The sequence below is a fragment of the Rhodococcus sp. ACPA1 genome, from assembly GCF_002300195.1.
GTDB lineage: Bacteria > Actinomycetota > Actinomycetes > Mycobacteriales > Mycobacteriaceae > Rhodococcus_F > Rhodococcus_F opacus.
In genome coordinates, this window is record NZ_NSDX01000004.1 from 1,312,214 (window position 1) to 1,332,725 (window position 20,512).

Sequence of the window (20,512 nt, forward strand, 5' to 3'; positions counted from 1 at the left end):
ACGTCAGAAGTCCGAATCCGAGGCGGCCGCCGCTACCTCGGCGAGTAGGGGCGCGTCCGGTCCGTCGTCCGGCGCCGTCTCCGCAGCACGGCGTAGCCGCCGGCGGACCAGGGCCCGAACCCGCTCCCGGACCTCCGAACCTCCGACGTCCGGGTGGCCGGTCACGCCGAACCCGGGCAGACACACATCCACGGACACCCCCGCCTCCGAGCCCGGTGGTGCGGCCGACTCGCCGAACCACACATCTCCCGACAGCTGCAGCGCGACGTCAGCGGTGCCCGATGCGGTACCGATCAGCGCGTGTGGACGCACATGCTCCGGCACGGGTTCGGAGAGGCCCGGTGCCGCAACGACGCTCACCCGCACGGTCGTGTTCCCGGCGGCGCGCACCACCTCCCAGGACACCGCACGCTCGGACGCGTCGACGAGTCCGGGTGGGTATCGGCGCCAGTCGGATCCGGTGGTACCCCGCGCCAGGACGAGCGTGCTCGGCAGCGTCGGGGTCGCGGCGCCGGCCGCGAGGGCGTAGTCGTCTGCCCGGCCGGGACGCTCGGCGAGCGCCGGGCCGGTCGCCGCGACGGAGTCGACCCCGTCGACGAGTAGATCGCATTCCTCGACGAGCGTGGCGATCTCGCCGTTCAACAACCCCTCGTCGAGTGGCGGGAAGGCGTCGATCGTCGAGGTGGGCCACCACCGCGCCGCCCAGTGCGCGTACGCGAGTCGCCGTGCACCGTCGGCCACCCGAGGTCGCGCCGGGGAAACCGTGACGTCGCGCCCGGAGCCGGACGCTATGGCGAGCGCCACCTCCTCGCCGAACACGGCCCACACCCAGTTCTGCGTCGAGGCGACGTCGTCGAGCACCGCGACCGGGACCGGGTGTTCCGCGAGCACACTCCACGACAGGTGTCCGCCGACGACTTCCAGCACAGCCACGTCGATGCCTGCGGCGTCGTCCAGGACGCTGGGTGCGTCGTCGGGGGTGATGATCCAGACCCCGTCGGGCGCGCGGTCGACCCGCACTGTGCCGGTAGTCAACTCGCCCTCGATTCGGGAGCATCCGCCGCATCCGTGAGCGGAATTGCGCTGAGTACCTGCTTGACCCGCATGCGGTGGTCGAGGATGACCGATCGCGCCACGCCGTCGAGGACGTCCCAGAGTTCCTCGGGTTCGTGGACGGCGAACTCGCGCACGTCGCGGCCGTGGAGGCGGACCCACAGGCGGCGGAGGTAGGGCCGCCACGGCTCGAGGAGTTCGGCGGCGATGGCCGTCAGCGGATTCGCTTCGGGCAGCGACGCGGCGTCGGCGCTCACCGTGAGGCGGCGTGCCTGCAGGACGTACGCCTCCCGTTGCCAGCGGCCGTTGATCACCCGGACGGCGGTGGTGTCCGTGGCCGCGGGGGGAGACGGCGTTCCGATCGGACGGAGACCGGTCGCCAGCGCGGCGCCCGTCGTCGCCGCGACCCGCAAGGATTCGTCGAGAAGCGCCCAGGGCGAGCAACTTCGGGCGATCTCGGTCGTGACCAGTTCCTGGATCGGTGGCAGCTCCGCACGGTCGGTCGACGCGCGGAGCACCGTGAAGACGCGCTCATGGACGGACCGGTCGAACGGGAGCCCGAGGGTCGACGTGGACGCCGACGTCCCCAGCCGCGGCGGCACGGGCACGGGATGCGCCGTCAGTCCGAGCCGGCGGGCCGAGACCTCGGTCGTCCAGAGCGCGATGCCGTGGTGGGTCCCCGCGTGCCCGGCGACCAGGCTGTCGAGCGCGTGCCGTCCGTCGTCACCGTCCTGCTCGAGGCGCGCGCCGGGACAGGCATCGAGGACCGCGTCGATCGCGGCGGCGTGGTCGCCGGTGGCCGGGCCCGACAGCGGCCGCCGTCCCCACGCGACGTCGATCAGGGCGTTCAGTTCCCGTGCCCGCGCAGGGTCGGTGACGTGGGCCTTCAACGCCTGAGTGGTGCGGCCTGCGGCGACATCGTGCACGTCGCGCAACGTGTCCTCGGCGACGGATTCGCTCCGGAGCGGGTCGGGGGCGCCCGAACCGGTCGCCAGTTCGAAACAGCGTTGGAAATACAGGTCCTGGGGGTTGCCGTCCGTGATGCGCAGCGCCCGGCGAACCCGCTTGAGCAGCGTGAACCAGGCGGCGGTGGCGCGGAGCACGTCGGCGGAGGCGTGCACCCGGGTGGCGAGCAACTGCGCCCCGTCGGCCGTGACGATCGGCCCGGCGCACAGCGGGTTCTGCACCGGGCGGATGACCAGCGGATCGAGGATCAGTTTCACGGTGCGGCGCAGTGGTCCGCCGGCCGGCCCACTGAGCGGTTCGACCCCGTCCAGCTCGCGCCACACCTCGTCGAGGACCATCGCGCGCGGTCGCCGAGCAGCCGCTGAGCTCCTCGATCCCGTCCGCATTCGAGCAGGTTACCGCAGGGATGCCCCGTCGACCCGTCGGCAAATCTGGGATCGGTAGGGCGCGAGACGTTCCTACCTTTCTCACATCGGCTCCAGTCCGCGAGCCGAAGGAATCGACGACGGGCGCCGAGCGCCCCTCACGAAACGTGAAGGACGGATCATGAACAAGATCGTTCGGACTCAGAAGCGCGTCTACACCGCCGCCGTCGTGGCGGCGGCCGCTGTCGCCCTGCTCGTCTCGGGCTGCAGCGACACCAGCGACGGCAGCTCCGGCGGCGGAAGCGCCGAACAGTCCCCGGCGGCCTCGGGCCCGGCGGGTGCATCCTCCGCGGCGGTCGACGGCAACGCGCTGCAAGCCGACTTCGACGCCACCTGCGCCAAGCAGGGCGACACGCTGGCGTTGGCGCTGGCGGACACCGCCAACGCGACGTACGGCGACCTGGCGGTCTCCGCCACCATCACCGGCACGGACACCGTGCAGGCCGTCGGGATCGCGGGCAGCAAGGGCGGGTCGAACGGCCTCCCGTACGCCCTCGGCTTCGGCCAGGGAATGCCCGGCGGCTCCGCGACGGTCGTGAAGGACGGCGACACCTACACGATCACCGGCGAAGGCGTCGGCGCGCCCGACATGAGCAACCCGACCGCGCCGAGTTCGTCGAAGTTCGACATCACGTTCGCATGCTCGACCGTCGTGGGCGGCTGAGCCGGCTCACCCGGGACGCGCGCGGAGTCGCGGCAGGCGAGTTCGTGCGCGTCCCACTCGTTCTTCCACCCAGTTCAGGCACGGAGAGGACTCATCGTGAAGAAGATCGTGCGTACCGCCGCCCTGGTGTTTCTCGTCGGGTCGGTCGGCTACTACCTGTGGTACGGCCTCGGCGATCGGGGGCGGGCGAACTACGGAATCGACGCGCTGTCGTGGATCGGCCCGCAGATGATCTGGCCGATCGTCGCGCTCAGCGTGGTCGTGGTCTGTTTCGCCGTCACCGGCGACAGCGTGCTGGCAGCGTTCACGGGGCGAAACAGTGCCGCGTTCCGGCACGGAGCGGTCGGGATCGGGACGGTGCGGTCGGTGCGTCAGACCGGCATGACGCTCAACGACCAACCGGAAGTGCGGATCGACCTCGGCGTCGAGGGCGCCGACGGCAAGATCTTCGAATCGCACGCCAGGATGATCGTGCCGCTGACCGAGTTGGCGCTTCTCCGTCCGGGGGTCGTCCTGCCCGTCCGCTATCTTCCGGACCGCACCGACAAGGTCGAGATCGACCGCTCGGGCGATATGTCGACGGCGCAGGATGCGTTGAACCGATCCATGATTCGTCAGGGGATCACCACCCCGGGCAAGCTCGACATCGCGGCACGCGGCATCCCCGCGCAGGCGGTGGTGCACTCGCTCAGCGTGCCCGGCGAGATCCGCAACGGGAATTCGAAGGTCGAACTCGGGCTGGCCGTCACCCGGCCCGACGGCACGACGTTCACGACCCGTGTCGAGAAGTTCCTGCCGCCGCGCAGCGTCGGGCACGTCCAGGTCGGCCGGGTGGTGACGGTCCACTATCTGCCGGGGAATGAACAAGAGGTCGTCATCGCCCTGCCTGCGAATGTGTGACGGCGGCGATCAGTCCCCGGTCTCGTCCCGGGGCGGAAGTCCCAGCGAGCGGACGAGGAGCAGGAGTTGTTCGCGCAGCGGCCCCACGTCGCCGACCGCGGCGGTGAGGGCCGCATCCTCCTTCTCCAGGGTCAGCAGGCGGCGGTAGATCGCGCGCCCCGACTCGGTGATCGCGACCCGCTTGCGCCGCTCGTCGAGCGGATCGGTCTCCCGGGTGACATACCCGGCTCGCTCGAGGCGGTCGATGGTGCGGCTGATGGTCTGGTCCGTCACCCGGGAGGCCTTCGCGATGTCCCGCTGCGAGGCAGGCCGGTCGGCGATCGTGTGCAGTGAGATGAGGCCCGCGTGGGTCATGTTCTGCGACCGGAGAATGGCCTCCCACGAGTGCTCGACCAGCCGCGCAGCCGTGGACAGCAGGCGTCCGGTGGGCCACTCGTCCATGCCGTCGCTCGTCATTTCTTCGCCTCCATTTGCAATTTGCTCAGCAGGCTGAACAAAATAGGAACATCGCAATCCGGACATCCGGTCGTCGAACCGTCCAGCATTGGAGAGCACGTGACCACAACTGCCCGCCCGCGCCCGGTTCGTCGCCTGCGGTGGATTCTGCCAGCCCTGCTGGTGATCGTCTGGCTGGCCGTCGGCGGTTTCGGTGGTCCGTTCGCCGGCAAACTCTCCTCGGTCCAGCAGAACGACAGCACGTCGTTCCTGCCCGCGTCAGCCGAGGCCACGGAGGTCTCCGCGCTGCAGAAGGGCTTCACCGACACACAGTTCGTGCCCGCGATCGTCGTCGCCGAACGGACGTCGGGGATCACCGCGGCCGACACCGAGTTCCTCGCCGGCACCGCGAACTCCTTCGCCGGTTCGGAGGGATTCGGTGACGAGGTGTCACCGCCGATCCCGTCCGCCGACGGCCGGGCACTGCAGATGTTCGTGCCCGTCGACAGCGCCGGCGAGGTCGGCGACAGTGTCACGGAACTCCGGGACGCGCTCGATGCCGCACCGGACGGTCTCACCGTCCTCGTCACCGGGCCCGCCGGACAGGTAGCGGATCTGTCCGCGGCGTTCGCGGGAATCGACGGACTGCTGCTCCTGGTGGCGGGTGTCGTCGTGATCCTCATCCTCGTCGTCGTCTACCGCAGTCCGATCCTTCCGTTCGCGGTGATCACCTCCGCCGTCTTCGCGCTGGGACTGTCGAGTCTCCTCGTGTACCTGCTCGCCGACGCCGGTGTGATCGCACTGAACGGTCAGAGTCAGGGAATCCTGTTCATCCTGGTCTTCGGCGCCGCGACCGACTACGCACTGCTGCTCGTGTCCCGCTACCGCGAGGAACTCCGGATCGAGCAGGACAAGTACCGCGCCATGCGGACCGCGTGGCGGGCGACGCTCGAACCCGTCGCCGCGTCCGCGGGCACCGTCATCGCCGGCGTGCTCTGCCTGCTGCTGTCCGATCTCAACTCCAACCGCGGCCTCGGACCGGTGGCGGCCATCGGCATCGCGGCGTCGTTCGTCGCGTCCATGACGTACCTCCCCGCGGTGCTCGTGCTCCTCGGCCGGACGGCGTACTGGCCGAGCCGGCCCGCGTTCGATGCACGGCACGCCGAGAAGGACGAAGCCGCAGACCACAAGTTCTGGGCCGCGCTCGCGGCACGGATCGGTGCGCATCCACGCCGATTCTGGGTGGCGTCGAGCCTGGTGCTGGTGCTCTTCGCGCTCCTGATGCCCCAGTTCGAGGCGAGTGGGGTCGCCGAGTCCGAGACGTTCCTGCTCGACGTCGATTCCGTTGCGGGCCAGCAGATCCTCGGCGATCACTTCGACGCCGGCTCCGGTTCACCGGCGGTGATCATCGCGAACGAGGGCTCCCGCGAAGCGGTAGCCGACGCTGCCCGCGTCGACGGGGTCGGCGACATCACCGTGCTGTCGACCCCCGGCACGCAGGACCCACTGGTGGTGGACGGCCGGGTGGCGATCGAAGCCACCCTGACCGATCCGGCCGATTCCCTCGCGGCCGAGGACACCATCGTCCGCCTGCGTGACGCCGTCCACCCGATCGACGGCGCCGACGCCCTGGTCGGCGGCACCACCGCCACGGACCTCGACACCAAGACCACGTCGACGCGTGACCGCACCCTGATCATCCCCGTCGTAATCCTCGTGGTGTTCGCGATCCTGTGTCTGCTGCTGCGTTCGCTACTGGCGCCGCTGCTGCTGATGGGAACGGTGGTGCTGTCCTTCGCTGCGACGCTGGGCATCTCGTCCCTGGTCTTCGAGCACATCTTCGGATTCCCGGGTGCCGATCCCGTCGTCCCGCTGTTCGCGTTCGTGTTCCTCGTCGCCCTCGGAATCGACTACAACATCTTCCTCATGACCCGGGTCCGGGAAGAGGCCCGGCGCATCGGCACGCGCCGGGGAGCGCTCCGCGGCCTGACCGTCACCGGCGGAGTGATCACGTCGGCGGGAGTGGTTCTGGCGGCGACCTTCTCGGCGCTCGCCGTCATCCCGCTGATCTTCCTCGCGCAGATCGCCTTCATCGTGGCGTTCGGCGTACTCCTCGACGCACTCCTCGTGCGGTCACTCCTGGTGCCCGCCCTCACCGTCGACATCGGGCAGAAGATCTGGTGGCCGAGCAAGCTCGCGTCGGCATCGGAACCCGACGAGAACGTCTCTGCGGAGCCGGAATTGGATTCGAGTCGTATGTGAGCGCGCTCGGCGAATGCCGCAGGCGTGATGCCTGCCTGTTCGCTCATGGTCGCGCAGCGTTGAACCCTGCCGTGTACTCCGCAAGCAGCGACTCGAGTCGGCTGACCATGAAGCTGTAGTACACGTGCATTTCGTCGAAGCGGGCGCGCTGTTCGGGTGGGAGGGTCTTTCCGCGGGTTTGGGCACTCTCCGCCAGCGCCAGCAGTTCGGTGGTCTGCTCGAGCTGGTGCTGTAAGCATCCGATCCAGGCATCGTCGCGCCATCGGTAGACGAACTGGCGACTTCCCGGCTCTTTGAAGCGTTCCACGGTGCCGGTGGTGATGAGCAACCGGGTTGTCTCGGATACCGATCCCTTGCTCGCATCGAGCGCATCCTGCAGTTGCGCCATCGTCATCGGAGCCTCGCTGAGCATCAGGACTCCCGCGGCTCGGCCCGCCATGGGGGGCCAGCCCATCGCACCGCCGATATGCACACCGAAGTCCTCGATGAGGGAAGCCTTCTCTCCGCTGTCGCTGCCGTCGACGGACACCGCCACCTCCATTCGGTCAGAAAAAAATGAATATTCACTATTGACTGAACTCTTTGTCTACAGAATCATACTCGGCAGGACCCGGGTGCTTCCCGAGACCTCATTCGCGCAACTCGTTACGGAGGTTTGTTGTGACCGAGACAGGCTGGGACGTCATCGTGGTGGGTGCGGGTTCGGCGGGGGCCGCGTTCGCGGTCCGCTCCGCAGAGAAAGGCAAGCGGGTCCTGCTCCTCGAAGCCGGACCGGACTATCGCTCGGCGCAGATGCACCAAGCGTGGCGGTCACCCAACCCGATCAGGGCATTGCTCGACCCGACGGCGACCGAAAATCTGGTGTGGACGGGGCTCGATGCGGCACGGACCGAGAAGCAAGCGCCTGCGCCCTACTGGCGAGGTAGAGGGGTCGGCGGCAGCTCATCGATCAATGGACAGATCGCGATCCGTCCCCCGATGGCGGACTTCGACGATTGGGTCAGCTGGGGTTGCGTGGGTTGGGGACCCGACGACGTCCTGCCGTACTTCGCCAAACTCGAAGACGACGAGGAGTACGGCGACGAAGCCTATCACGGTCGAGGTGGACCGACCCCGATTTACCGCATGCCCCAGGAGAACTGGGGGTCCGTTGATACCGCGCTGTGCAGGGCGGCCCTCTCGGCCGGCCATGCTTGGGCCGCGGACGTCAATGCGCCCCACGCCATGGGTGTCTCGCCGTACCCGATCAACTCCCGCTCCGGCCGGCGCGTCTCGGTCAACGACGCCTACCTCGAGGCCGCTCGCGAGTCCTCGACCCTGACGATCCGCGGCGATGCCCTGGTCGACCAGGTGATCTTCTCCGGAGACCGCGCGATCGGCGTCCGGGTCGTCGTCGACGGCACGGTGGTGACCGAGCACGCCGACGAGGTGGTACTCAGCGCCGGAGCGGTCCACTCTCCCGCGATTCTCATGCGATCCGGAATCGGTCCGTCCGGACATCTGCGCTCGTTCGGGATCGAGGTGCGCCAGGACCTTCCGGTCGGGCGAGGTCTGCAAGACCATCCGATGGCGGTGGTGTCGATTCCTCTGATCGACGAGGCAGGGATCCAGAGCCCGGACGACCGACACACCAATGTCTGCGTCCGCTACACCAGCGAGCCCGGCGCCCCCATCGGCGACATGATGTTCGTGTCGCAGAATCAGAATGTCGTTGCGATGGCCAATCCTGATATGCGCGCGTTGGCAGGCGCGTTCGGCGTCTGGGTGAATCAGGCGTTCTCCCGCGGGGTGTTGACGCTGACCTCGGCCGACCCGGCGGATCAGCCTCAGATTCACTCCCGGATGCTCTCCGACGAGCGGGACCTGTCCCGTTTGCGCGACGGGATACGCGATCTGGTCGAACTCGCTCGTGACCCGGCGGTCGCCGCCATCACCCATGGGCCGCTCGAGGCCGAGAACAGGGCCCTGTTCTCGGTGCTCGAGAGTGACAGCGAGCTCGACGACTACTTGCTCGCAACCGTGAGCGATGTTCAGCACGCCACCAGCACGTGCCGGATGGGTGCAACCGGGAGCGCGGACACCGTGGTCGACCCGTCGTGTCGGGTCCTCGGAGCGGACGGGCTGCGGGTGGTGGACGCGTCGATATTCCCGTCCGTCCCGCGGGCCAACACCAATTTGACGGCGATCATGGTCGGCGAGCTCATGGCCGATCGTATCCGCTGAACTCCACATCACAGGGAAGGCAACACTTTTCGTATGAAGACCTTACAGAACTTGATCGGTGGAAAATGGGAGGACTCCCAGAGTTCGACGCTGCATGATCTGGTGAACCCCGCCACCGAAGACGTCATCGCACGCTACCCCGGAGGATCTCCTGACGATGTCGACCGCGCCGTCGATGCGGCAGTGGAGGCGCAGCCTGGGTGGGCGGAGCTTCCGGTCGCCGAACGCGTGGAACACCTGACCCGGTGGGCCGCGGCGATCGCCGAACACGCCGAGGAACTCGCGGAACTCGAATGTCAGGAAATGGGGAAGCCGGTCGCCCTCGGCAGATCCTTCATCGACGGTGGTGTCCAAGGGTTTCGGACCGCGGTCGAAGAGGCCCTGACCTATCCCTTCGTCGAAACCCTCCCCGGCGCGGACGGCGGCGGAACGACGATCCTGCGTCACCCGCTCGGCGCGACCGCCGTCATCACCCCGTGGAACTTCCCCGTGCCGATGGTGCTGGGTGCTCTCGGGCCGCTGCTCGCCTCCGGCAACACCGTCGTCGTCAAGCCATCCGAACGCTCGCCACTCTCCACCGCCCGGCTGTTCGAGTTGTCGACGTTGCCTCCAGGCGTGGTCAACCTCGTCCTCGGTGATGCCCGGGCGGGGGCACCGCTGGTCGAGCACGAGCAGATCCGGCTGGTGCACTTCACGGGTTCCGTCGAGGCCGGCCGCCGGATCGGCGCTGGAACCGGTGGGCGGTTGTGCCGGTCGATCCTCGAACTCGGCGGCAAGGACCCAGTCGTCGTCGACTCCGGGGTCGATCCGGTCGCAACCGCCGCCGCGATCGCCTTCGGTGCGTTCGTCAACACCGGGCAGATCTGCACGTCCATGGAACGCATTTATGTCCACCAGGACATCGCCCGGGAGTTCGTCGACGCCCTGGTCGACGCCGCATCCACCTATGCTCTCGGTGACGGCCACGACGCCGAGACCGTGCTGGGGCCGTTGGTCGATGCACGCCAGCGCGATATCGTCCATCGGCACGTAACCGATGCCGTCGAGCGTGGCGCTCGCGTCCACGTCGGCGGCGTGATCCCGAAGCGGACGGGGTTCTTCTACCCGGCCACCGTGCTCACCGACGTCGACGACTCCATGCTGGTGATGACCGAGGAAACGTTCGGCCCGATCGCCCCGATCGTGGTCGTCTCCTCGTTCGAGGAGGGGCTCGAGCGCGCGAGTTCGTCACGCTTCGCGCTCGGGGCCACCGTCTACACGCACAACCCCGACCATGCCGCCGCGGCCGCCGGCATCCCTGCCGGGGTGACCTGGATCAATCAGTGGCAGGGCGGTGGCCCGGAGAGGCTCTATGAGCCCGCGGGCGACAGTGGTATGGGCGCGACCGGCGCCCGTGCTGCGTATGACGCCGCGACCCGTCCCGCAACGATTCACACCGCTCCGGCAACTGTGTCCACGCTCTCATGACATCGGGTGCCGTCGGAGCGAAAGCTGCTGTCGAGGAGAGGATTCGACGGCACGAACGAACGCTCCTGGAGTTTTCTCACCGTATCCATGCGAACCCTGAATTGGGATTCGAAGAATACCGAGCCAGTGAGTGGGTCGCCGACGAACTCCGCAGCGGGGGATTCGAGGTGCAGCACGGATGCTACGGCCTGCCGACGGCGGTGCGCGCCACGATCGGATCGGGTCCGGTGCACGTCGGAATCTGCGCCGAGTACGACGCCCTCCCCGAGATCGGGCACGCGTGCGGTCACAACATCATCGCTGCAGCCGCCGTCGGTGCCGCCCTCGGCCTGGCCCCCCTCGCCGACGACCTGGGGTTGACCGTCACCCTCCTCGGCACCCCTGCCGAAGAGGGCGGCGGCGGGAAGATCCTCATGCTCGAACGCGGTGCCTTCGACGGACTCCACGCGGCCATGATGGTCCACCCCGCCGCCGTCGAGATGGCGGCGATGCCCGGAACGGCTGTTTCCCAGTTCGAAGTAGCGTACAAAGGCAAGCCCGCCCACGCCGGGGCCTATCCCGAACTCGGAGTCAACGCTGCAGACGCGATGCTCATCGCGCAGGTGGCGATAGGCCAACTGCGACAACAAACTCGCGGAACCGACCGAATTCAGGGCATCGTCACCGATGCCGGCACCGCCGTCAACGTGATCCCCGACAGCGCGTCCGGACGCTGGATCGTCCGCTCCGATACCGCGGAGGCACTCGCCACGCTCACTACGCGCGTGAAAGCCTGCTTCGAGGCTGGGGCGCTGGCCACCGGATGCGCCATGTCGATCACGCCCAGCGGACCCGACTACGCGGACTTGCGTCCGGACGCCGCCCTGCTTGCTCACTACCGCGCCAACGCAGAAACCCTCGGTCGCAGCTTTCCTGATTTACCGGACGGAATGGTGGGTGCAGCGACCGACATGGGCAACGTCTCTCACGTCGTGCCCACCATTCACCCCATGCTCGGCCTGGACTGTCATCCCGCGGTCAACCACCAACCTGAATTCGCCGACGCCTGCATCGGCCCGGCAGCCGACAGGGCTGTTACCGAGGGTGCTATCGCAATGGCATGGACTGCAGTGGATTTCGCGGAGCAGCATCTGGCGAATCCGCACTGAATGAGTGAAGCCAGTGGTGATCGGAGAACGTTTGTCCAGACGGCCGGTCTCGCGACTGTGCACTTCAGGCGGGCACCATTTTCGAAAGGCAGGACACTATGAGACTCGACAAGACATTGTGCTGGGACGGCGAGCTGACAGTGACGCGGCACGACCGGGAAACCGGAGTGTCCTTCATCATCCGCTTGGACTCGACCCGACTCGGACCTGCCGCCGGTGGGACCCGCGCGGCACAGTACGCATCCCTGGGTGAGGCGCTCGACGATGCCGGCAGGCTCGCGGGTGCAATGACTCTGAAAATGGCCGTCAGCAACCTCCCGATGGGCGGTGGCAAGTCGGTCATTGCTCTCCCGGCTCCGCGCAATGAGATCGACCAGGCCACATGGAAACGAATCCTGACCCTGCACGCCGAGAACATCGACACACTCGCGGGCAACTACTGGACAGGCCCCGACGTCAACACCAACTCCTCGGACATGGATGTTCTCAACGACACAACCGAGTTCGTCTTCGGCCGCTCCGCCGCGCGTGGCGGAGCCGGTTCCAGTGCATCCAACACGTCGCTGGGCGTCTTCGAGGCAATGAAGGCGACTGCCATGCACCGAGGACTCGGGACGCTCGACGGTCTCACCGTGCTTGTTCAGGGCCTCGGCGCCGTCGGCGGCGGACTGGCCGTCCTCGCGTCGCAGGCCGGGGCGCGCCTCCTCGTCTCGGATACCGACCCCGAGCGGTTGGCCTGGGCTCGGCAACTCGGTCACGCCGTAGTCGGGACCGATGACGTCCTGACCACGCCCTGTGACATCTTCGCGCCCTGCGCGATGGGCGGAGTACTCGACAGCGCGGTCGCCCGTGAACTGCCCGCGTCCGCAGTGGTCGGCGCCGCGAACAACGTCCTTGCCGACGACGAGGCGGGGGAGATCCTCCACAAGCGCGATGTCCTGTACGCGCCCGACTTCGTCGCCAACGCCGGCGGCGCATTTCACTTGGTCGGCCGAGAGGTCCTCGGCTGGAGCGAGGAGACGGTCGGAGCACGCACCCGGCGCATCGGAGACACACTTGCCGAGGTCTACTCTCTCGCCGAGAGCGAGGACATCGACACGGATCGTGCCGCGAGAATCCTGGCTCGCCGCCGGATCGAGACAGCCGACTCCGATCCGCGTAGAGCGAACCCATTTCGGGAAGGTTCGGAGATGCCGGTGCTGTGTGGGCCCGAGGGGCGTCATAGTGGAACGTGATGTGAACACGACGAAAGGAAGATCGTGGACCATAGCGCGCTGTTGACCGACGCCTTCGATCGCATTCAGGAGACCGTGCATTCCACGCTGGCCGATCTCCCCGCCGACGCCCTCACGTTTCGCGTGGACGCGAAGGCGAACACCATCGCCTGGCTGATCTGGCACCTGACGCGAGTGCAGGACGACCACGTCGCCGGTGTCGCGGGCACCGCGCAGGTGTGGACGTCCGGCGGGTGGGTGGAGCGCCTCGACCTCCCTTTCCCGGTTGCCGACATCGGTTACGGGCATTCCGCGGACGAGGTGGCGAAGGTGCGGACCGGCGCCGACCTCCTGCGGGAGTATCACGATGCCGTGCACGACCGCACCGTCGACTACGTCCAGTCGATCGGGTCGGACGACCTCGACCGGATTGTCGACGAGAATTGGGATCCGCCAGTCACTCTCGGTGTCCGGTTGATCAGCGTCGTCTCCGACGATCTTCAGCATGCCGGGCAGGCGGCGTACGTCCGCGGCATCTACGAGCGCCGCTGAACCCCCGACGACGTCTCGTTGGCGGCGAGCCACGCCTCCACTCGCCGCTGGGAGCGTCGGCCGACGCGTTCGCGGACGGCGGGACTCACACGAGCCGCACCGTGCAGCGTCCCGTTCCCCGCCAGTGCCAGCGGAACGAACCAGGCGGGCACGACCGGCAATCCGAGTTCCTGCATGCCGCGCTTGCCGGAGAACAACCGCTGGATGCTGAGCAGACGCTGGCGGTTGAGCCGGCGTCGCAGGGACTCTGCGTGCGGGTAGTGGAACGTGGCCCACGACTTCTGCAGTGAGTCGGCCAGCACCCGCGAGTTTTCGTCGGGGCCGGGAGCGAACATCCCGATCTGGCACATGTTGCGGCGCCCGGTGTTCTCGTCGTCGACCAGCCAGTGCTCGTCGATGCCCATCAGCCAGCCGATGTACCGCCACAGATGCATGACGTCGCGGCCCTCGTCGGCGGAGACCCACACCCCCAGCGACCGGAGTCCGACGAGGAACGTCGTCGAGAAGAGGGCGAGCGTCCCGGCCTGATCCGACTGATTGATCGGCATGCCCCAGTCGGACACGTCCCAGCTCTCGTCCTGCAGCAGGGTCAGATTGACGAACGCGTGCATCAACCGGACGTGGACGGACAACTGCCAGCCCCGGCGGTCGCGGTCCATGCCGCCGGGCAGGACGCACTCGTACCACCATCGCACGGTCTCGGCCACGCGCTGACCGGCGCCGTCCCCGACGAGCCTGCCGGTGGCCACGAGTTGGCGGGAGGTGGCGGCGCTGCGGTAGCCGTTCATGAGGGAGCCGGTCGCGAGCAGGTCGAGTCCGGTCATTCCGCTTCGGAGACAGACGGCGGCCCCATGTTCGAGGCGCCGGTCGTCGACCCACGACGGCCGACGGTCCACTGCGTCGAAGAAGGCGACCAGCGGCGGCGCGGCGTCGGGCACGCTGCCGATGCCGTCGGAGAGTGCCCGGGAGAACTCGGCCATCGTCACGGTCTTGTCGACGAGGACGGCCCGCGCGAGTGCGGCACCGATCTCGTCCTGACCGACCACCGCCCGGGCGTGGAGTTCCCGCTCCGCCGGGGTGGGCGTCGGGTCGCCGTGCACGAACCGCGACAGCGTCCGCATCGAACGGCGACCCCACTCCGAGTCCATGTCGAACCGCCGCGGCGGCGTGAAGTCGGAGAAGTCGGGTGCCGACTCCCGGGACTGGGTTTCTGTCATTCCGATGCACTCGATTCGGTAGTCGAGAAGGGGGCGTCTTTGTGCCTCAGCCCTTGCTCGCGGGGCTGTGAGTTACAGTTCACCCCACCTAATCGGACGGGTACAAGTCGCATTGTGCGGCAGATCGGGAGGGCTGCGCGAATGGGCACTGGCCAGCGTAAAGACCCCTCCCAGCAGCGGTCGCAGGAGACGGTCGCGCGCATCTTGTCGGCAACTGGTCAGGTTTTGCGGGCCAAAGGGTACACCGGCTGCAGCACGAACGCCATCGCGGAGGCCGCCGGCATCTCGAAGGGATCGGTGTACCAGTACTTCGCGAACAAGGACGAGATCATCGAGGTCCTGATCGACAAGATCATGGAGGAAACCACCGCCACGTTCGGGACGCAGCTCGAGCACGCCGTCGCGAAGGGCACGTTCCTGAAGGACGCGGCCTTGCAGTCCCAACTCCTCGCCGTCCTGGACAGGTATCGCGACATCCTCGGTTCGCTGCTCAACGACGCGCCGCACCTGGCCCTCACCGCGCACCGTTCGGTCCGGATCGAGGAACGGTGCCGCGACCTGTTACGTACGTATGTGACGTTGAATCCGTCCGCGATCGGTCCGGGTGTCGACCTCGAAGCGCTGCTGCTGGTGCTCACCGTCAGCTACCGCGAGGTGAGCCTCGAATACCTCCGCCGCGACCTCCGCGACCGGCGAAACGAGCTGGCCACCGTCCTCTACGACATGACGATGGGCGGTCTCGCCGGGCGCGCGACACGCGGGGTGTAACGCGGAGGGGGCTTCGAGAGAAATACCCAGTGAGCCCATGGCGCTGTCGGACCCCGACCCGGCAGCGCCAAGGGCCTTCTTTTTGCGCAAGCCGCTCCTACCGCCGTCGCCTGGTCGGCGATCCCGGCACCTCCAGCCACACGACCCTCTCGAGCGCGCGCAGATCGCTCTCGATCCGCCGGAACAACTGGTACACGGCGATGAAGGCGAAGATGCCGCCCAGACACAGCGCGCGAACGGTCGCGTTCACGGCGTCGCCGGTGCTTCCGCCGACGAAGCTGAGCCCGGCGACCCCGATCAACGGGACGGCCGCGGCGACGGCGAGGTACCGCGGCATGCCCCGGCCGAGGGCCCGGATGTTGCGTCCGTCGCTTCCGCGCAACTCGCCGTGCGACAGCAGGATCGGGCAGAGGCACCGCACCGCGTAGAACGTGAGGATGAAGAAGGGGTAGGCGAGGGCGACCGCCCCGCACACGGCGAGGGACGCGAGGAGCTGCGTGTATGCGCGCAACGGGATCCCGCCGGCGGTGATCTCCAGGGCGATCGGGTAGGCGACACCGGCGACGACCCACAGGCCGAAGCTGACCACGACGGCGCGGTGGCCGAGTCCGAGCGTCGTGGCGCGCGCCTTCGCCAGCACCTCGGAACTGTAGGTTCGGCCGTTGCGGAGACCGCGCGGCACCGTGAGCGAGAGACGGCACCAGTAGACGATGAGCACTGCGCCCAGCGGGAACGCGATACCGCCGATCACCAGGTGAACGAATTCGAGGTCCTGCTGCGCCTCGGCGGGCAGCGTGGCGATGATCAGGACCTTGTTGTAGTAGTAGTTGTATCCGGCTGCCAGCAGGTTCGGGATGCCGACGGCCGCGATCACGATGGGCAGCGCCCACCGCCACATCCTGGACCGCACGCTTCCCGGTGCCGGGTCGACGAGATCGCGGGCGTGCGGGTCGAGGCACAGCGCGAACTGGCGCGTCAGCTTCCGGCCGGTCGACCACCGGTCGTCCCGATCGGGTGCGAGCGATTTCACCAGGATGCGCCGCAGCGCTGCGGGGCAGTCCTCGGGGAGCGCGGACCGTTCCGGGTCCACTCCCCGCCGTCGCGACTCGAGAAGTACCCGAGGCGACGGCGGTGACGTGGTCCCGTCGTCGTCCGGGAACGGCCGAGCCCCGGTCAGCAGTTCCCACAGCATGACGCCCAACGCGAAGATGTCGCTGCGGGTGTCGAGGTCGGAAGCGGTCCGGTGGGTGCTCGGGTCGATGACCTCGAGCTGTTCGGGCGACATGTAGGCGACGGAGCCGCCGATGAAATCTCCGGCGCCGCGATTTTCGACGCTGTCGCTCGAACTGACGTTGAAATCGGCCAGCTTGGGGATGCCTTCGAGTCCCAGCAGCACGTTCGCCGGTTTGATGTCGCGGTGCAGGACGCCGTGCGCCCGGGCGTAGTCGAGTGCGTCGGCGAGCCGCAGCCCGATCCACGCGACCGTCTCCGGCCACGACAGCGCGGCGATCTCGTCCCGCACACTCGAATACTCGGGCCGGATCTCGCCTCTCTCCTCGAGGATCCGGTCGACCGTATCGAGCAGCAGCTGACCGGATCGCTGCTCGGGCGGGGTCTTGCGGACCAGCCGCACCACGTCGAGGAGCGTGCCGCCGGGCACGTATTCCATGAACAGCACCCGCAGCCGGCGGTCCTCCAGCACCCGCTGGTCGTAGACGCGGACAATGTACGGGTGGTCGAGCTGCGCGAGAGTCTGCGGCTCGTTGCCGATGTTCCGGGAGATCTTCAACGCCACCCAACGCTGCATCGAACGCTGCCGGGCGAGGAACACCCGCGCGAACGCGCCGTGACCCAGTTCCATCATCAGATCGAAATCGTCGAGGCGCTCACCGACGTCGAGGTCGTCGCCCGGGCCGAGTTCCGCAGTGATGGTCCGCCGGTCCATGCGGCGGTCGTGTTCGAGGAGGGTCTCGAACCGGGCGGCCTGCTGCGGGTATTCGGTGACGTACTCGGCGGGATCGACGTCGGCGCCGCTCTGACGGCGGACCCGGTACTCCAGATAGACGAGTTCCGGTGGCAGTGGTTCGGCGAGCAGCTCCGGGAATTCGAGGCAGTAGTCGGCGATGCGCTTCGGGCGGCCCGACCGCAGCCACCGGTACTCGAGGTCCACCTTGATCAGCTCGATCAACGCGGCCCGCCTGATCGCGGCCGTGTCGGGAAGATACTCGGTGAGCTCGGCCGGCGAACCGGACGACTCCCAATCCGCGACCAGGCGCTCGACGCCGCTTTCCACGACGAACACCGATTCGGCGCCGGACGTCGTCGACGGCGGCAGCTGGGTGTCCTGACCCAGTTCGGTGGGCGGCCCAGACGCGACCGTCGAATCACTCGGCGGGCGATCGTTCATGGCGGTCCGATTCCGGGCGGTGCAGATTCCGGGAGGTGCATGGGGTGTGCACTTGCCAGGGTATTCCTGACGGTTCGTGAAGGGTACGGAACAGCAGACCGTCACGCGCTCCGCAACGGCACTTCCGACGGTTCCGGTGCCGGCGGGTCCGTCACGACCGATGTCAGGGTCGGCCGACTCTGGGCGGGCCGGGTGACCATCCGGATCGCCGAAGCGAGGACCGGGACGTACACGAGCACGTAGACGTTCTGCAGTAGGAACGCGACCGGCCACGACGGTGGGTACAGGAACAGTCCGACGACGATGACGTTCGGACTCCACCAGTACGGCCACGCCGCCGTCGACGCGAACAATGCGGCGCACGCGAACCACCAGCGTCCGCTCCCCGAGACCGCGCGGTGCATCACGTACACCAGCAGTGGCACCAGCCACACCCAGTGGTGGCTCCACGAATACGGCGACACCACCGCTGCGGTGAGCCCACCGAGCACCACCGACAGCAGTCGCTCGCCTCGTTCGTACAGGCGCACCGACACGACGAGGGCAGCGACGGCGACGGCGCCCGCGAGGATCAGCCACAACCATGGCGGCGCCTGCCCGTCCGTGAGCCGTGTGAGTGTTCCGCGCAGCGATTGATTGGACGGATGCGCGTCGTCGGCGATACGTGTCGAGTCGAAGAACGTGCTGGTCCAGTACCGGCGCGAGTCGCGCGGAACGACCACCCACGCCAGCGCCACCGTGCCCGCGAAGACGGATGTCGCGACCGCGGCGGCCCGCCACTGCCGCAGCGCGAGGAGCAGGACGACGAAGAAGGCGGGGGTCAGTTTGATCGCGGCGCCCAGCCCGATCCCCACCCCGCGCAGGAGGCTGCGCTCCGGCCGGGAGAAATCCCACAGCACCCACAGCATCAGTACCAGATTGATCTGGCCGTAGAACAGCGTCGTCCGCACCGGTTCGACGAATGCGCACGTCACCGTCGTCAGAGCCGTGACCACCAACAGGTACGGGGTGAGCCGGTACCCGAGGATGCGCCAGCACAAGAGAATGCACCCTGCCAGCCCGCCCAGGTTGACGACCATCCACAGGTTGTCGACGTACGCGCCGGGTATCCGTTCGAGCGGTACGAATGCGATCGCGGAAAACGGCGTGTACGTGTAGAGCAAACCGAGCGCGACGGGACCGCTGTAGAGCGGCAGGCCGTGCAGGACGCGCCAGCCGCCGTCCCGGTAGACATGCAGATCGGCACCGCCGGCGAAGAGCCCGATCTTCGGCGTCCACGGGTCGACGGTGCCGAGCACCAGCACCACCGCGATCGTCGCGCACACGGCGAGCGCCACCACGAGCGCCAGGCTGCGAGGAAAAACGCGTGATCCCATTCCCGCCCCCTCCGGCCGCGGAAATTTGCCGACGGGTTAGACGCTAACGGCGCTCGCGAGACGTCCACCGCTGCGACAGGCGGGTGTCCGGATTCGTTACCGATCCGTACCGGCACCGAGATGCCGTGGGGTGCCGCCCGTCGGCCCGGGCTCACATGGCATGAACCGTGTCACGAAGGGCTTGGTAGGCGTGCTCGGCTCGGACGTCGACTGCCCACCCGGTGTGAGCGAGGACCGGGGCCTCGACGGAATAGACGGCGCCGGCAGGAAATGCGTCGATCAATTCGTGCAACGGGAGCGCACCCGAGCCGGGAAGGAGTCGGTCGGTGCGCGCTTCGGTGATCAGACCCGCGTGGTCGGGTGGGGCCTCCTTCGGGGCGTCGCACAGCTGAACGTACGAGAGCCAGTGGTCGGGAAGTGTCCGGACCTCTTCGGCAGAGCTGCCGGTACGGGCCAGGTGCAATGCGTCCACGACCAGCGCCGCGGCGGGACTGGCAGCGTGGGTCAGCACGGCCGTGGCGTCGCCGAGGGTCGGTATCCGACTGAACGCCATGAACTCCAGGGCGAGGGCGACACCTCGTTGCTCGGCTTCACGGCACAGGCGTGCGAAGGTGTCGGCTTGTCGGGTGGGCTCCGGATCGTTCCCGTTCACCAGTACGTATTTCGCACGCAGCACCGACGCCACGTCGAGGATCCGCAGTGCGACCTCTGTATCGTCCGTTCCGGTGATCCGTAGTACTTCGACGTCCAGGATGTCGATGCCGAGGTCGTCGGCACGGCGGCGAGTTTCCCGCACCATGGGACCGTCGTCGAGCATGGGCCATTGGGTGTCTGTCGCTGCGGCTTTCGCCCGGATCCCCACGTAGTCGAAGCCGGCGCCGGCGGCCGCCGTCACCAGATCGGGTGGTGAGGTGTCGACGGCGGTGAGGGGCGAAAGTGACAACAGTGGTCTGTCGGTCATGACCGGGCCGCGTTCCCTTCCGACGGGACGAGCACGGCGGCGAGATGTTCGATCGCGAACTTGTATCCGGTGATTCCGGCACCGGCGATCACGGCTTGTGCGATCGGCGAGATGAAGGATTGGTGGCGGAACTCCTCGCGCGCATGGATGTTGCTGATGTGGACTTCGACAATCGGGATCTCCGGGACGACCAGGGCGTCGCGCAGGGCCACGGAAGTGTGGGTCCACCCGCCGGCATTGATCACGATGGCGTCCGCGGACCCGCGTGCCCGGTGGATGCGTTCGAGCACCGCGCCTTCGTGATTCGATTGGAAGAAGTCCAGCTCGACATCAAGGGACGCGGCGACCCGCTCGCACAATGCGCGGACGTCGTCGAGGGTCTGGTGACCGTAGTATTCGGGTTGCCTCGTACCGAGCATGTCGAGGTTCGGTCCGTTGAGGACCAGGACGGTGGGTGCAATCATCGCGCGTTCC

At 67.8% G+C, this 20,512-nt stretch carries 18 protein-coding genes; 9 read left to right on the top strand and 9 right to left on the bottom strand.

The features are described 5' to 3' along the window. Positions 1-3: 3 nt before the first annotated feature. Both CJ177_RS24080 and CJ177_RS24085 read right to left on the bottom strand, forming a co-directional pair. On the bottom strand, positions 4-1,035 hold the full coding sequence (locus CJ177_RS24080) for a hypothetical protein (protein ID WP_095868772.1): 1,032 nt from the start codon (positions 1,033-1,035) through the stop codon (positions 4-6). Next, positions 1,032-2,357, bottom strand: coding sequence for a hypothetical protein (locus CJ177_RS24085; RefSeq protein ID WP_095868773.1), 1,326 nt, complete (start codon positions 2,355-2,357; stop codon positions 1,032-1,034). The genes CJ177_RS24080 and CJ177_RS24085 overlap by 4 nt, the downstream gene beginning before the upstream one ends. 208 nt (positions 2,358-2,565) lie before the next feature. Here CJ177_RS24085 and CJ177_RS24090 point away from each other — a divergent pair, with 208 nt between their 5' ends. Both CJ177_RS24090 and CJ177_RS24095 read left to right on the top strand, forming a co-directional pair. Further along, positions 2,566-3,108: a lipoprotein LpqH gene (locus tag CJ177_RS24090; RefSeq protein WP_061044708.1), complete on the top strand. Its 543-nt coding sequence runs from the start codon at positions 2,566-2,568 to the stop codon at positions 3,106-3,108. Positions 3,109-3,204: 96 nt separating this feature from the next. Further along, positions 3,205-4,008, top strand: coding sequence for a hypothetical protein (locus tag CJ177_RS24095; protein WP_061044709.1), 804 nt, complete (start codon positions 3,205-3,207; stop codon positions 4,006-4,008). Positions 4,009-4,017: 9 nt separating this feature from the next. Here CJ177_RS24095 and CJ177_RS24100 read toward each other — a convergent pair whose 3' ends face one another. Then, positions 4,018-4,464 carry a MarR family winged helix-turn-helix transcriptional regulator gene (locus CJ177_RS24100; RefSeq protein WP_061044710.1) on the bottom strand — a complete coding sequence of 149 codons (447 nt, stop codon included), beginning with the start codon at positions 4,462-4,464 and terminating at the stop codon, positions 4,018-4,020. A gap of 99 nt (positions 4,465-4,563) precedes the next feature. On the opposite strand from CJ177_RS24100, the gene CJ177_RS24105 reads away from it, so the two are divergent. Then, positions 4,564-6,705, top strand: coding sequence for an MMPL family transporter (locus CJ177_RS24105; protein ID WP_095868774.1), 2,142 nt, complete (start codon positions 4,564-4,566; stop codon positions 6,703-6,705). Between the two features lie 43 nt (positions 6,706-6,748). On the opposite strand, the gene CJ177_RS24110 is transcribed toward CJ177_RS24105, so the two are convergent. After that, positions 6,749-7,234, bottom strand: coding sequence for a GbsR/MarR family transcriptional regulator (locus CJ177_RS24110; RefSeq protein ID WP_095868837.1), 486 nt, complete (start codon positions 7,232-7,234; stop codon positions 6,749-6,751). A 131-nt stretch (positions 7,235-7,365) separates the two neighbouring features. Between CJ177_RS24110 and CJ177_RS24115 the strand changes: the two genes are divergently transcribed. From CJ177_RS24115 to CJ177_RS24135, 5 genes are all read left to right on the top strand, one after another. Further along, positions 7,366-8,928, top strand: a complete 1,563-nt coding sequence (locus tag CJ177_RS24115) for a GMC family oxidoreductase (protein WP_095868775.1) — start codon at positions 7,366-7,368, stop codon at positions 8,926-8,928. Between the two features lie 33 nt (positions 8,929-8,961). After that, entirely contained in the window at positions 8,962-10,395 is a 1,434-nt protein-coding gene (locus CJ177_RS24120) for an aldehyde dehydrogenase (protein ID WP_061044730.1), read from the top strand. Further along, positions 10,392-11,543 carry a M20 family metallopeptidase gene (locus tag CJ177_RS24125; RefSeq protein ID WP_095868776.1) on the top strand — a complete coding sequence of 384 codons (1,152 nt, stop codon included), beginning with the start codon at positions 10,392-10,394 and terminating at the stop codon, positions 11,541-11,543. Before CJ177_RS24120 ends, CJ177_RS24125 begins: the two co-directional genes overlap by 4 nt. 98 nt (positions 11,544-11,641) lie before the next feature. Then, complete coding sequence (locus CJ177_RS24130; protein ID WP_095868777.1) at positions 11,642-12,778, top strand: Glu/Leu/Phe/Val dehydrogenase dimerization domain-containing protein; 1,137 nt, start codon at positions 11,642-11,644, stop codon at positions 12,776-12,778. A gap of 24 nt (positions 12,779-12,802) precedes the next feature. Further along, complete coding sequence (locus CJ177_RS24135) at positions 12,803-13,309, top strand: DUF664 domain-containing protein (protein WP_061044733.1); 507 nt, start codon at positions 12,803-12,805, stop codon at positions 13,307-13,309. Here CJ177_RS24135 and CJ177_RS24140 read toward each other — a convergent pair. Further along, complete coding sequence (locus CJ177_RS24140) at positions 13,294-14,526, bottom strand: oxygenase MpaB family protein (protein ID WP_095868778.1); 1,233 nt, start codon at positions 14,524-14,526, stop codon at positions 13,294-13,296. The genes CJ177_RS24135 and CJ177_RS24140 overlap by 16 nt on opposite strands. Positions 14,527-14,667: 141 nt before the next feature. On the opposite strand from CJ177_RS24140, the gene CJ177_RS24145 reads away from it, so the two are divergent. Continuing rightward, positions 14,668-15,294 carry a TetR/AcrR family transcriptional regulator gene (locus tag CJ177_RS24145; protein ID WP_061044735.1) on the top strand — a complete coding sequence of 209 codons (627 nt, stop codon included), beginning with the start codon at positions 14,668-14,670 and terminating at the stop codon, positions 15,292-15,294. 97 nt (positions 15,295-15,391) lie between these two features. On the opposite strand, the gene CJ177_RS24150 is transcribed toward CJ177_RS24145, so the two are convergent. The 4 genes from CJ177_RS24150 to aroQ all read right to left on the bottom strand — a co-directional run bounded on the left by CJ177_RS24150 (position 15,392) and on the right by aroQ (position 20,502). Continuing rightward, entirely contained in the window at positions 15,392-17,701 is a 2,310-nt protein-coding gene (locus tag CJ177_RS24150; RefSeq protein WP_095868779.1) for a serine/threonine-protein kinase, read from the bottom strand. 101 nt (positions 17,702-17,802) lie between these two features. Then, positions 17,803-19,077, bottom strand: coding sequence for a glycosyltransferase 87 family protein (locus CJ177_RS24155; RefSeq protein ID WP_257014658.1), 1,275 nt, complete (start codon positions 19,075-19,077; stop codon positions 17,803-17,805). Between the two features lie 151 nt (positions 19,078-19,228). Then, positions 19,229-20,038, bottom strand: a complete 810-nt coding sequence (locus tag CJ177_RS24160; RefSeq protein WP_005250082.1) for a sugar phosphate isomerase/epimerase — start codon at positions 20,036-20,038, stop codon at positions 19,229-19,231. Continuing rightward, entirely contained in the window at positions 20,035-20,502 is a 468-nt protein-coding gene (gene aroQ / locus CJ177_RS24165) for a type II 3-dehydroquinate dehydratase (protein WP_005250083.1), read from the bottom strand. The genes CJ177_RS24160 and aroQ overlap by 4 nt, the downstream gene beginning before the upstream one ends. Positions 20,503-20,512: the final 10 nt, after the last annotated feature.

Excerpts from the sequence above, each read along its gene's own strand:
- CJ177_RS24085 (WP_095868773.1), bottom strand. The coding sequence starts at position 2,357 with ATGGTCCTCGACGAGGTGTGGCGCGAGCTGGACGGGGTCGAACCGCTC.
- CJ177_RS24090 (WP_061044708.1), top strand. The coding sequence starts at position 2,566 with ATGAACAAGATCGTTCGGACTCAGAAGCGCGTCTACACCGCCGCCGTC.
- CJ177_RS24100 (WP_061044710.1), bottom strand. The coding sequence starts at position 4,464 with ATGACGAGCGACGGCATGGACGAGTGGCCCACCGGACGCCTGCTGTCC.
- CJ177_RS24120 (WP_061044730.1), top strand. The coding sequence starts at position 8,962 with ATGAAGACCTTACAGAACTTGATCGGTGGAAAATGGGAGGACTCCCAG.
- CJ177_RS24125 (WP_095868776.1), top strand. The coding sequence starts at position 10,392 with ATGACATCGGGTGCCGTCGGAGCGAAAGCTGCTGTCGAGGAGAGGATT.
- CJ177_RS24130 (WP_095868777.1), top strand. The coding sequence starts at position 11,642 with ATGAGACTCGACAAGACATTGTGCTGGGACGGCGAGCTGACAGTGACG.
- CJ177_RS24140 (WP_095868778.1), bottom strand. The coding sequence starts at position 14,526 with ATGACAGAAACCCAGTCCCGGGAGTCGGCACCCGACTTCTCCGACTTC.
- CJ177_RS24145 (WP_061044735.1), top strand. The coding sequence starts at position 14,668 with ATGGGCACTGGCCAGCGTAAAGACCCCTCCCAGCAGCGGTCGCAGGAG.
- CJ177_RS24150 (WP_095868779.1), bottom strand. The coding sequence starts at position 17,701 with ATGAACGATCGCCCGCCGAGTGATTCGACGGTCGCGTCTGGGCCGCCC.
- CJ177_RS24155 (WP_257014658.1), bottom strand. The coding sequence starts at position 19,077 with ATGGGATCACGCGTTTTTCCTCGCAGCCTGGCGCTCGTGGTGGCGCTC.
- CJ177_RS24160 (WP_005250082.1), bottom strand. The coding sequence starts at position 20,038 with ATGACCGACAGACCACTGTTGTCACTTTCGCCCCTCACCGCCGTCGAC.
- aroQ (WP_005250083.1), bottom strand. The coding sequence starts at position 20,502 with ATGATTGCACCCACCGTCCTGGTCCTCAACGGACCGAACCTCGACATG.